This is a genomic window from Streptomyces sp. JH34 (assembly GCF_029428875.1).
In the GTDB taxonomy this organism is placed as follows: domain Bacteria; phylum Actinomycetota; class Actinomycetes; order Streptomycetales; family Streptomycetaceae; genus Streptomyces.
In genome coordinates this window covers 2,816,948-2,829,204 of record NZ_JAJSOO010000001.1, presented here as the reverse complement: position 1 = coordinate 2,829,204, position 12,257 = coordinate 2,816,948, and the positions used below count along the sequence as shown (strand labels likewise).

Genomic DNA, 12,257 nt, shown 5'->3' with positions numbered 1-12,257 from the left:
CGTTTTCGCGCTTCCCCGCGGTGCCGGGCGGGAAGAATGACAGCCCGGACCGCGGGGGGAGCGCGACGTGGGTTTCTGGGGCTGCTATCTGGTGGGCCGCAGCGGTGAGCCGCTCATCGGCCACCCCGCGCTGCGCGGCGTACGCGAGCGGCTGACGCTGCGGGAGTACCGCGCGGACGGATGGCAGGTCTGGTCCCACCCCACGGAGCCGTCGCCGGGCAGCATGACCGCACTCGCCGGTGCCGCGCGGGCGCCGGTCCTCCTCGGCTTCGTCATGGACGGGGTCTGCGTGGCCGTCGAGGCGGCGGCGCCGCACAGCGGGTCCTGGTACGCCTGCCTCGGCCGGGCCGCGATGGCCGGACACCTCGGCCCGGAGGGGCTGACGCCGGAGGACCTCTTCCTGTCACCGGAGGACGCGGCCGCCCGCGCTGTCCGGTGGGCGGCCGAAACCGGCCGCGGCGTTCTCGAGGGACCGCTCCTCGAACTGCTTCGGATCGAGCGGCCCGAGTCGTCCGGAGAGGAACTTTTCTTCGCTTTCTTGGACCGTCTGGGCATCGAGAGCCTGTCCGACTGAGTCCCGCTGTGGTCTCCGGTGTCGGAAGAGTGACGCTTTTCAGCCATCTGGCGCAGTACGCGGTAACGGGAAGCGGTGTGCTCCCGGGGACCGACGGAACCGATGGGGGAGGCGTCGATGAGCCTGCTGGAGCTGATCGCTCGTGCCGATGAGCGAGGTCTGGCCGCGAGCGGGACCGCCTGTCTGGACCGCTGCCTTCCGGCGCCGGAGGACGGGCAGGATCCGGAGCCGCTGCGCCCGCTCTGGGCGGGCTGCGAGAACGGTGCGCAATGGGCCGCCCGGCTCGACGCCGTGCACACGGCGCTGGAGGGGCCCGCCGGGGGCGACCTCGTCGTGGCCCGCGTCCGCGCGCTGCTGGGCACCGCGCCCCGCGACTTCACGGCGGAGCCGCTGCGCGCGTGGGCGGACGCCTGCTCGCTGCTCGCGCTGGACGTCCACCGTGTGTACGACTTCCCGGCCGGTGACGGCGCCGAGGACCCCCGGGCCGGCGGATCCGCGGGCGCCGGACCGCTCGTCACGGGGGAACTCCGCCGCCAGGGCGAGATCCTGGAGAGCCTCGCCGAGACCGCGGGAACGGGCCTGCGCCGGGTCCTGGACCTGTCGACCGAGGGGCGGCGGGTGCTGCGTGCGGTGGTGTCCCGCCGCGCGCGGGGCGGTGGCCGGGCCGCTGGAGTACCCCTGGGATGACGTCATGAGGGGGAGGGGACGACGACCGGGGCCGCCACCCCCCACAGGAGAGGCCCCGGTCGTCTTCCACAGGGCCGCCGAGCGGCCCCGTACTCATCTCAGCGCCACGGGTGCGTTTTCTGTCACACCGCACTGGGTCAGGAGACAGTTGCAGGTTGTACAAGTCATGGACGGGGTGCCGTCCGACCACGTAGCGTGCTGAGTCGCGCAGGGTGGCGCAGTAGCGGTGACCAGCTACGATTCGGATCAGCAGGGCGGGTTGAGGGAGTGCTGGGGGACGACGCGGAGTTGACTGCCGCGGTGCTCGCGGCGCAGGACGGGGACGAGGACGCCTTCCGTACTGTGTACCGCGCTGTGCACCCACGGCTGCTGGGCTACATACGGACGCTGGTCGGTGAACCGGACGCCGAGGACGTGGCGTCGGAGTCCTGGCTGCAGATAGCGCGTGACATCGACCGGTTCAGCGGCGACGCGGACCGGTTCCGCGGCTGGGCGGCCCGGATCGCGCGCAACCGCTCGCTCGATCACATACGGATGCGGGGCAGGCGCCCGGCGATCGGCGGTGACGAGAGCGAACTGGAGGGCGAGGCGGCCGAGTCCGACACGGCGGGGGAGGCCCTGGAGTCACTGGCGACCGGACGCGCCATGTCCCTGATCGCGCAGCTGCCGCAGGACCAGGCCGAGGCGGTCGTCCTCCGCGTGGTGATCGGTCTCGACGCGAAGAGCGCCGCGCGGACCCTGGGCAAGCGCCCCGGCGCCGTGCGCACCGCCGCCCACCGAGGACTGAAGAGGCTGGCGGAACTGCTGGGCGCCGACCCGGGGCCGGAGGACGGCCTTCCGGCGGCAGGGGCGGAGCTCGACGCGGTACCCCCGCAGCGCCCCGGCCGCCAGGGCGCGGTGACGCCCGCCGGTGTGACGCATTCGCGTCCGTGGACGCAGAAGGACATGTGATGGCCGACGAGCAGCACGAGTGGCTTGACGCGGACGCGGCGGAGCTGTTGCTCCGCGGCGAGTCCGTCGAGCCCGTCGACGATCACGCCGGAGCGGAGGCCCGGATGTTGGAGGCCGCGCTGCTGGCGCTGCGGGCCCCCGCCGCCTCCGGTGCCGAACTGCCCGGCGAGGCAGCCGCGTTGGCGGCCTTCCGTGAGGCGTCCCGGAACGGGAAGCGGGCCGGCGCGCCCGCAGGACAGCAGGACGGTCTGAGCCCCGTACGCATCGGGGCCGTACCCGCGTCCCCGGTCCGGCGGCGTCCGCGCTGGACCCGCCCCGTGCGCTACGGCCTCGCCGTCTCGCTCGCCGGGTGCGCGCTCGGCGGGGTGGCGGTCGCCGGGAGCGCGGGCATGCTCGCCGTACCGTTCATCGGCCACGGCTCACCGGTCCCGGCCGCGTCCGTCTCGGCGGCCGAGTCTCCCGACGAGCTGGGCGCCGAGGCGCCCGACGCCGGTGAACCCTCGCTCCTGCCCTCCGTCCAGCCCCGTCCGTCCGGGTCTCCCGCGCCCTCCGACGTGCCGGGCCCGGGGGCGCGCGAGAGCGACGGGCGGACCGGGCCGGACGGCGGCGGCGCGACGGACCGTGCCGATGGCGCCGGCCAGGACGGCGGTACCGGTGACGGTCAGGACGGGGCGGACCCGAGCCGGACGCCCGAGCGCTCCCCGGCCGAGGTGTACAAGAAGTCGCTCAAGGCCTGCCGTGCCCACCGCGAGGACACGTTGAGCCGTGAGGAGGAGTCCCGGCTCCTCGAACTGGCCGACGGAGAGACCAACCTCGACCGCTTCTGCGACCGCCTCCTGGGGGCGGACGGCCGTGACGACGACGGGCAGGGCGACGACAAGGGCGCAGGCGGTGGCAAGGGCGAGGACGGCGAGGGGGCTCTGCCCTCGATCACCTTCCGTACGCCGTCCGCGGAGGGCACGCAGGACGACGCGCCGCAGGGCGGCGAGACCCCCGGGCCGAAGCCCGGATCCACGGCGAGCCCCGCGTCCACTCTGTCGTCCCTGACGCGCTGACCTGCGCGAACGCTGCGGCTGTAACGTTCTTCGGCGGTACGGCGCAGTAGTGAGTGCCGACTGGTCATCGGCCGCGCGACGAGCCGGGGTTCCCCCCGTACCTTCGGCTCAGCGCATCCGGCGCGGGCGGGACACGTTCCCCCGGTCCCGCCCGCGCCCCTCACCGGACCGGACGCTCCACCGGTGGGCGCCGGCCTCGTCGCCGCTCCGCACCCGGCCGAAGAGCCACGCGCCTCCCCCCTCTCCTCCCGTTCCCGCAGCCGCGCCCTCCCGTCCCCCGGGCCGCTCCTCGCCGTCCGGCCCCGCGTGAGCCGTCGCGGTGTCACGGGCCCTCTCGGAGCGGCCTCCCCCGTCCTGCCCGGCCGCCGAATACTGCGCATGATGGGAGCGAGCGGCAGGGCTCCCGGGCACGGGCTGTGAGCAAGGTCCCAGCAGAGGGAACCCGCAGGGCCCCGCGCCGCCGCTAGAGTCCGTCGCGAGCCTTGTTACCGAAAAGTAGCTTTGAGTGGGAGGCACAGCAGATGACGCGTGAGTCCGAGTCGGGACTGCCCATCGAGCCGGTGTACGGGCCGGAGGCACTCGACGGCTGGCGGGCCGAGGAGAAGCTGGGCGACCCGGGTGCCTTCCCCTACACGCGTGGTGTCTACCCCACGATGTACACGGGCCGGCCGTGGACGATGCGGCAGTACGCGGGCTTCGGTACCGCCACCGAGTCCAACGCCCGCTACAAGCAGCTGATCGCCAACGGCACGGCGGGCCTCTCCGTGGCGTTCGACCTCCCCACGCAGATGGGGCACGACTCGGACGCGGCCATCGCCTCCGGCGAGGTCGGCAAGGTCGGCGTGGCGATCGACTCGGTCGACGACATGCGCGTCCTCTTCGGCGGGATCCCCCTGGGCGAGGTCTCCACGTCGATGACCATCAACGCCCCCGCCGCGCTCCTCCTCCTGCTCTACCAACTGGTCGCGGAGGAGCAGGGCGTGCCGGCGGAGAAACTGACGGGCACGATCCAGAACGACGTGCTCAAGGAGTACATCGCCCGGGGCACGTACATCTTCCCGCCGAAGCCCTCGCTCAGGCTGATCGCCGACATCTTCAAGTACTGCAAGGCCGAGATCCCGAAGTGGCACACGATCTCGATCTCCGGCTACCACATGGCCGAGGCGGGTGCCTCTCCCGCGCAGGAGATCGCCTTCACTCTCGCGGACGGCATCGAGTACGTCCGGACCGCCGTGGCGGCGGGGATGGACGTCGACGACTTCGCGCCCCGGCTCTCCTTCTTCTTCGTCGCCCGTACGACGATCCTCGAGGAGGTCGCCAAGTTCCGTGCCGCGCGCCGGATCTGGGCGAAGGTGATGAAGGATGAGTTCGGTGCGAGGAACCCCAAGTCCCTGATGCTCCGCTTCCACACCCAGACGGCGGGCGTCCAGCTCACCGCGCAGCAGCCCGAGGTCAACCTCGTGCGGGTCGCCGTACAGGGCCTGGGAGCCGTCCTGGGCGGCACGCAGTCGCTGCACACCAACTCCTTCGACGAGGCCATCGCCCTGCCGACGGACAAGTCGGCCCGCCTCGCGCTGCGTACCCAGCAGGTCCTGGCGTACGAGACGGACGTGACGGCGACGGTGGACCCCTTCGCGGGTTCGTACGTCGTCGAGAGGATGACCGACGACGTCGAGGCGGCCGCTCTGGACCTGATGCGCAAGGTCGAGGACATGGGGGGCGCGGTCAGCGCGATCGAACGGGGCTTCCAGAAGAGCGAGATCGAGCGCAGCGCCTACCGCGTCGCCCAGGAGACGGACAGCGGCGAGCGTGTCGTCGTCGGCGTCAACCGCTTCCGCCTCGACGAGGAGGAACCGTACGAGCCCCTCCGCGTCGACCCGGCGATCGAGGCGCAGCAGGCGGCCCGCCTGGCGAAGCTCCGGGCCGAACGTGACCAGGGGGCGGTGGATTCGGCGCTGGCGGAACTCAGGAAGGCGGCCGTGGGAACGGACAACGTGCTGTACCCGATGAAGGACGCGCTCAGGGCGCGGGCCACCGTCGGCGAGGTCTGCAACGCGCTGCGGGAGGTCTGGGGCGCGTACGTGCCGACGGACGCGTTCTGAGGCGCCGGTTCATCCGGAAAGGGTTCTCCCGCTTCCCGGGGAGGGGGAGACCTGCCGCCGATCGGCCTTGGCCGTGGACCGGTTGCCGGGCGGCGACGAGGACTGATCCTCCGCATTCCGGACCGCTGGACGGAGTGTCGTATCCGCGTGCGACACTCCGTTCATGCTGGGTGTCACCGATCTTCCGACCTATCTCGCCGGCCTGGTGCTGATCATTCTGCTGCCCGGTCCGAATTCGCTGTACGTGCTCTCCGTCGCCGCCAGGCGCGGCGTGCGCACCGGCTATGTGGCCGCCGCCGGCGTGTGGACCGGGGACACGGTCCTGATGACGCTGTCCGCACTGGGCGCCGCCTCCCTGCTGCAGACGACGCCACTGCTGTTCGCCGTGGTCAAGTACGCGGGCGCGGGGTATCTGACCTGGCTGGCGATCGGGATGATGCGGACCGCCGTGTCGATGTGGCGTGAAAGGCACCAGCGGGCCGCGGAGCTGAAGGAGGAGAGTGCCGCACCGGCGGCGGGTGTGGAACACCCCTACCGCCGGGCGCTCGTGGTCAGCCTGTTCAACCCGAAGGCGATCCTGTTCCTGATCTCCTTCTTCGTGCAGTTCGTCGATCCCGGTTACGCCTATCCGGCGCTCTCCTTCCTGCTGCTTGGCACGCTGCTCCAGATCGGCAGCTTCCTCTACCTCTCGGTGCTCATATTCGGCGGCACCCGCCTGGCCACCGCGTTCCGCCGCCGCAAGCGGCTGTCGGCGGGGGCCACGTCGGCGGCGGGCGTGCTGTTCCTCGGGTTCGCGGCGAAGCTGTCGTTCAGCGGGGTCTGACCAAGCCGGACCCGGCGGCGGTGCTCAGTGGTGCCAGGCCTTGCCGCCCACGTTGTGGATCATCCGCTGGAGCACCTTCAGTGCGGCCACGAACTCCTCGTCGGGAATCCCGGCGTGGATCTCCGCGCTCGCCCCGCTGACCCGTTCGAACGCCTCGGCACGCAGCGCGTGCCCTTCGGCGGTCAGCCGGAGGCGGGTGGTGGGGTCCTCCGTGACCAGACCCTTGGCGACGAGGGCGTCGATCTCGGGCTCCAGCGAGTCGCCGACATTCAGGTAGCCGCGGAGCATCGCGACCACCTCCGCGCGCGGGCGGCCGAGTTCGTCCGCCTCGGTGAGCTGGTTGAGGACCCACCAGGGAGGCTGGGTCAGACCGTGTTCGGCCAGTGCGGCCCGGATGTGGGTCACGGTCGCTTCGTGGGCGGCCCAGCTCCAGTAGCCGATGGGCTGCCGTGCGAGTCCTGCGTCGTCATGTGAGTAGTCCATGTCCCGGACCGTAGGACCTCAATCAAAGTTGAGGTCAAGGCCCGCGTGGGTGGCGGAGGTGCCGGGCTCCGTGGATCCCGGCACCCCGCGCCGGCATCACATGCGGGCGTAGCCCGTCGCCGTCACCGTCTCGAAGGGGAGCCGCGCCACCGTCGCCGGGCCCGGGTCGGTGCCGAGCGTGCGCAGTGACGTCAGCTCCTGGGCCGTCAGTGCCCGGCGCACCAGCACGAACTCGTCCAGAGATCCCTTCAGGTACTCGGCGCCGTTCGGCCGGGTCCCCAGGTGGATGCCGGACACCTCGAACGCGTCACCACAGGTCACCGCGCCGGAGAGGCTTTCCGCCTCGTCGAGGACCGAACCGTCCACCGACAGCGTCAGCCGGTCGCCGGACCTCTGGAGTACGACGTGGTGCCACGCCGCGTTCCCGAAGGCCGTGCCCGCGCTCGTGTCGACCGCGTGCAACTCCGTGGTGGCGCTGTCCGTCTGGAGGTGGGCGGTCAGCCGGTCCTGCGAGGGTTTGGCGCGCAGCCACAGCTGACGTTCCGCACCTCCGGTGCCGTACGCCCAGAGCAGCACCTGATCGCCGGTGACCGCGGTGGCCGAGTACTTCCACCACAGGGCGACGGTGAAGTCGTCCGCTCCCAGTGCCTCGTCGGCACCGTAGGGGAGCTCGACGCCGTCGTCCGTGCCGTCGAGCGTCAGGGCGGAGCCGAATCTGCCGTCACCCGTGGCCGCGGAGCCCCGCACGTAGGCGTGGTTGCAGTGGGCGGAGGAGTCCGGTGTCGCCGGGCCGGCCGCGGAACGCTGGATCTGGTGGACCTCGGTGTTGCCCGGCTCCATCGACCACCAGACCCGGGGCAGGTCCGACGGGTAGCCGCCGCTGCCGCCGACCGTCGAGGCCGTGGCGGTGGTCAGCTCGGTCCGCGTCAGTGCCCGGTCGAACAGACGGACGTCGTCCAGCCTGCCAGTCAGCACGTCGGAACGGTCCGGCTTGGAGCCGACCCGCAGTCCTTCGGCCGCCGCCCCGGTCAGGGAACCGGTGAGGCCGGAGGCCTCCACGGCCGGCGCGCCGTCGACACTCAGCCGCAGGATGCCGTCGGCGCGTCTCAGGGCCAGCAGGTGCCAGTCCCCGTCCCCGTAGGCAGTGGACGCGCCGGTGTCCGGCAGGGCGACCTGGACGTGTCCCTCGGGTGTCTGGGCCCAGGCCAGCAAGCGGTCCTGGGCCGGCTGGGTGCGTACCCACAGGGAGGGCTTGCCGGATGTCGAGCCGTAGGCCCACAGCAGAGCCGCGTTGGGAGTCGAGGCCGTGGCCGAGTGGGCGAACCACAGGGTGTACGTGAAGTCCGAGGAACCGACGTCCAGGGCGGGCAGGTACGGGGTCTCGACACCGGGCCGGGTCGCCGACACGCCGATCGCACCCCTGCCCACGCGTCCCGTCGTCTCTGCGGGCAGTCCGTCGAGCAGGGTGCCGTCGGCGCAGTGGCCGGAGACGTCGTCCTGGATGCCGACGGAGACCATGGCCGGGGCGTCGGCGCGGTCGATCACCTGGAACGGGAGACGCACCGACAGCGTGTCCTCGGCGCCGGGAGCACCGCCCGCGGTGCGCAGTGCCGTCAGCTGGGCGGAGGTGAGCGCGGCCCGGTGGACCCGGAACTCGTCGAGCGCGCCCGCGTAGGAGTCGCTGGCCGTCGCGTCGGCCTTGGCGCCGAGCCGGATTCCGTCGACGCCCCGGTCGAGGGTGTTCGTCAGGGATCCGGTGACGCCGGTCGCCACCGCGGGCGGCCCGCCGTCCACCGACAGCGCGAGTTGGCCCGCTGTGCGCACCAGCGCCAGATGGTGCCACGCCCCGTCCCCGAACGCGGTGGACGCCGTTGTGTCCGGCAGCGCCAGCCCGGTGGTCCCCGAGGCGGTCTGGGCCCAGACGTAGAGCCGGTCCTGCGAGGGCTGCGCCCTGATCCACACCTGCGGCTCGGCCGAGCCCGTGCCGTACGCCCACATCAGGGCCTGCTGGGGGCTCGTGGCGGACGCGGAGTGGCGGAAGAAGAACGAGTAGGTGACGTCACCGGCGCCAGGATCCAGGGACGGAGCGTACGGCAGTTCGGCGTGGTCGCCCGCTCCGTCCAGGACGAGGGCCTGCTGGGAGCGGCCCGGGCCCAGTGCGGCGTCCCCCGCCAGATAGGCGTCGTTGGCGTCCGGCCCGGTGTCCGGGGTGGTCCGGCCGGCCGCGGGTGTGGGCTGCGGATGGGCCGGGCCGGTGGTCGTGCCGGGCACTCCCACGGAGGAGGGCGTGAACCGGTTGAAGTAGAGGTGCGCGGCGGAGAAGTCCGCACCGCCCTCGTACAGGAGCCCGATCTGGCCGTCCACGAGCTCGGCGAGGTCGGAGTACCCCGCCCGGTCGTCACTGATCGCGCTCCGGGAGGACTGCTGCCAGGTCACCCCCCGGTCGGTCGACCATCGCAACCCCATCTCCTGGCGGTCGGTGGGGTGGGTGGGGGCCGCGAACACGAGCGTGTCACCCGGAGTGCTGCGGTACGTCTGTCGCAGAGCGAGCACCGAACCCTGCACCTGAGGTGTCGTCAGGCCGGTCGCCGGCCGCTGGGCCGGCACGGTGGTCCCCCCGTCCGTGCTCACGGCGCGGGTGCGGTGGACGGGGTCCGTGTTGTTCCGTGCGTTGACGTACACGCTTCCGTCGTCGAGCTCGGCGACGGCGGGCTCACCCGGCTTGACGGTGTCCTTCACATGGGAGTTGGGGGTGGTGGACGCCTGCCAGGTCTCGCCGCCGTCGTCGCTGTACAGCACACCGATGTACGCGGTCGAGGAATCGGGTTCCTCGTACGCCCCCACGACCAGCCGGCCCCGGTGCGCGCCCTCGGTGAGCTGGATGCCGTGACCGGGGCCGGTGCCGTACCAGCCCTTGTCGGTGCCGGCGAACCGCGGCAGCGGACGGGCCGCGCCGAAGGTCAGCCCGTCGTCGGTGGAGCGCTGGACGTGCGGTGTCCGCCTGCCGCCGGGCTGTACCGGCTCGGAGGTCGAGAGCAGCAGGACGTCACCCGTGACGAGGTCGGCGACGGGCGCGGGATTGCTCCGGGTCCAGGGTGTGTGCGGATCGTCGGGGCTTCCGGTCGTCACCACCCGGACCGGGCTCCAGGTGCGGCCGTCGTTGGTGGAGCGCCGGACCACGAGGTCGATGGGACCGCGGTCGGCGCAGGAGGGCGAGCGGCGGGCCTCGGCGAAGGCGAGCAGCGCGTTCGTCCTGGTGCGGACCAGGGCGGGGATGCGGAAGCAGCCGTAACCGCCGGTCCCCGACCGGAAGAGGATCTGCTCGGTTCCGGTCAGGGCGTCGGCGGACGGTGCGCTGCCGGAGGCCCGGGCTGCCGGCGCGGCGACCGTGGGCACGGCGAGGCACGAGAGGAGCAGGCCCAGGCCCGCCAGTACCGCTCTCGTCCTGGTGCTGACAACGGGCAAGGGAAGGCTGCCTCTCTCGGCGGCACCGCAGCCGTCCCGGAAGGGGACGACTGCGGTGGGTGGGGGTGCGGGGTGTCGTGCCGGCACGGGGTCAGCCGGCCGGCGGGGCGTTCAGCTCGGTGCCCGTGAACCGGGCCGACGGGCCGGTGGAGCGGGCGGCGAAAGCGCTGAAGTTGGCGTTGAGCTCGTAGATCCAGGTGGCGTTGGAGGCGGAGCGGAAGGTGAAGCCCCAGCGCGGACCGTTGGCGTTGGTGTAGGTGAACGTGGTGGGCTCGGCGGCCGCGCCGTCGGCCACCCGGTCCCAGGTGCGCCAGACTCCGCTCCCCTGCGTGGTCTCGCCCGTGTTGTGGACGCCGCCCGTGGCGTCGCGCACCATGATCTCGGTCAGGCCCGACGCCGGGGAGACCACGGCGGTCGGCGACCCTTCGGCCACCACACCCGCGATGGTGCTCCACGCGCTGTAGGCACCGCCCTCGGCGTCCTGGGTGGTGGTGACGACGTTGCCCTGGCCGTCGTTGGCGAACACGCGGTAGCGGTACCCCGGATAGACGACGACGGCCGGAGTGCCGGTGACGGTCCGGTCGCCGAGTCCGGTCCAGGACGTGAGGGTGCCGGCCTCGTCGAACCGGGCGGTGACCATCGATCCGGCCGCGTTCCTGCCGAACAGCTGGATACCGTCACGGGCCGGGACGGCGGTCAGCGGACCGGAGAGGCCGAGGCCGTTCAGCGGCATCCAGGCCATGAACGAGACGTTGGGGCGCTGCTGGATCCGGTACCAGGGCCGTCCGTCCGTGTCGGTGGTGAACTGCACCAGCCTGCCGGTGGCCGTCTTCGTGGTCACGGGGTGCTGGGCCATGGCGCCGCCCAGGGAGAGCCAGGGCTCCCAGTCGGCGGAGGTCTTCGCCTTCTGGTTGAGCTGCCAGATGTCACCCGAGAGGTTGTGTCCCGTGACGACGACCCGGCCGTCCTCGTGCTCCGCGAGAGTCGGACGTCCCGAGAAGGCCTCGTTCCCCGAGACCGTCGCCCACTTTGCCGAGTTGATGTCCGAGGGGTCGGCGATCCTGCCGTGCACGAGGTGACCGATGTTGTCCGAGTAGGCGATCTCGAGGGAGCCGGAGGAGGACTGCATGATGGCGGCCGGGCTGTACTCCTCCAACCCGGCAGGCACCGGTGCCGGGGTGTGGGTGTTGACGATCCGGCACGCGTCGGGCGCACCGGCGACGCTCGTGTAGGCGGCCCAGCCCGAGGCGCCGACCGTCTTCTTGTAGACGGGGAAGTCCCGGATGTTCTCGTCGAAGCGGTAGTAGTGCGCGGCTCCGGCCGCGGTGATGCCCATGAGCGTGTCGCCGCCGACCGAGGTGATCCCCTTGGTGTACACGTTCCAGTCGGCCAGGCTCTCGACGACGTGGCGCTCGAGCCAGCGCTGGCTCGCGAAGTCGTAGCGGGAGCGGTACAGACGGCCGTCCGTCGCCGAACGCCCGTACACCACACCCTTGTCGGCCGCCACGATCAGGTTGTACCGCTCCCAGCCCTGGTCGAGGATCTTGCCGCTGTCCGCGGACCAGGCCTCGCCCTCCGAGTCGTACGAGAAGGTCCGCAGCACACCCTCGTTGTCCAGCACCCAGATCCGGTCGTCCCGGTCGATGGTGACCTGGTTGCGGTCCTCCGCCTTGGCCAGCCAGCCGAAGTTGTCGCTGATCTTCTTGTGGTGGATGTCCCAGGTGCCCGAGGACCGGTGGCTCAGGTAGAGGCCGTCGGACTTGATCCCGTAGAAGCGTGCCGACTGCCCGGCCAGCATCCTGCCGTAGACGTTCCAGCCCGTGTCGATGCTTCCGGCGGTCGGGAGGGTCCCGCCGGTGAGCGGGGTGGGCATGTCGGCGCGCAGCAGTTTGCCCGCCGAGTCGACCGCGTAGGTGGGGCCTGTCGTGGTGCAGGCGGCGGCCTCGGCAGCGTGCGCCGTGCCGGGGAGGGCGACGAGCAGGGGGAACGAGGCGGCCACGGCGGTGGCCGCCGCGATCCACCGTGGAGCGGTACGGGACATGTCTGAGGTCATGCTGCTGGACGCTAGGCGGACGCGGGTGAACGGTGCGGTAGCGAAAACATGAAGAAGAAACGCT

9 protein-coding genes are annotated in these 12,257 nt (G+C 72.0%); 6 read left to right on the top strand and 3 right to left on the bottom strand.

What is annotated here, in order from left to right:
- Positions 1-67: 67 nt before the first annotated feature.
- From LWJ43_RS12275 to leuE, 6 genes are all read left to right on the top strand, one after another.
- Positions 68-574 (top strand): hypothetical protein, encoded by a 507-nt coding sequence (locus LWJ43_RS12275; RefSeq protein WP_277332320.1) that lies wholly within the window; start codon positions 68-70, stop codon positions 572-574.
- A gap of 117 nt (positions 575-691) precedes the next feature.
- Complete coding sequence (locus LWJ43_RS12270) at positions 692-1,261, top strand: hypothetical protein (protein ID WP_277332319.1); 570 nt, start codon at positions 692-694, stop codon at positions 1,259-1,261.
- A gap of 267 nt (positions 1,262-1,528) precedes the next feature.
- Positions 1,529-2,212, top strand: coding sequence for an RNA polymerase sigma factor (locus tag LWJ43_RS12265; protein WP_277332318.1), 684 nt, complete (start codon positions 1,529-1,531; stop codon positions 2,210-2,212).
- Positions 2,212-3,267, top strand: coding sequence for a hypothetical protein (locus tag LWJ43_RS12260; protein ID WP_277332317.1), 1,056 nt, complete (start codon positions 2,212-2,214; stop codon positions 3,265-3,267). The genes LWJ43_RS12265 and LWJ43_RS12260 overlap by 1 nt, the downstream gene beginning before the upstream one ends.
- 521 nt (positions 3,268-3,788) lie before the next feature.
- On the top strand, positions 3,789-5,369 hold the full coding sequence (locus LWJ43_RS12255; RefSeq protein ID WP_277332316.1) for an acyl-CoA mutase large subunit family protein: 1,581 nt from the start codon (positions 3,789-3,791) through the stop codon (positions 5,367-5,369).
- Between the two features lie 163 nt (positions 5,370-5,532).
- Entirely contained in the window at positions 5,533-6,192 is a 660-nt protein-coding gene (leuE, locus tag LWJ43_RS12250; protein ID WP_277332315.1) for a leucine efflux protein LeuE, read from the top strand.
- Between the two features lie 24 nt (positions 6,193-6,216).
- On the opposite strand, the gene LWJ43_RS12245 is transcribed toward leuE, so the two are convergent.
- The 3 genes from LWJ43_RS12245 to LWJ43_RS12235 all read right to left on the bottom strand — a co-directional run bounded on the left by LWJ43_RS12245 (position 6,217) and on the right by LWJ43_RS12235 (position 12,193).
- Positions 6,217-6,675: a MarR family winged helix-turn-helix transcriptional regulator gene (locus tag LWJ43_RS12245; RefSeq protein WP_277332314.1), complete on the bottom strand. Its 459-nt coding sequence runs from the start codon at positions 6,673-6,675 to the stop codon at positions 6,217-6,219.
- A gap of 96 nt (positions 6,676-6,771) precedes the next feature.
- Positions 6,772-10,140, bottom strand: a complete 3,369-nt coding sequence (locus LWJ43_RS12240; protein WP_277332313.1) for a LamG-like jellyroll fold domain-containing protein — start codon at positions 10,138-10,140, stop codon at positions 6,772-6,774.
- Positions 10,141-10,231: 91 nt separating this feature from the next.
- The gene (locus LWJ43_RS12235; protein WP_277332312.1) at positions 10,232-12,193 is read right to left on the bottom strand and encodes a tachylectin-related carbohydrate-binding protein; all 1,962 of its coding nucleotides are present in this window, start codon (positions 12,191-12,193) and stop codon (positions 10,232-10,234) included.
- Between the last annotated feature and the right edge of the window lie 64 nt (positions 12,194-12,257).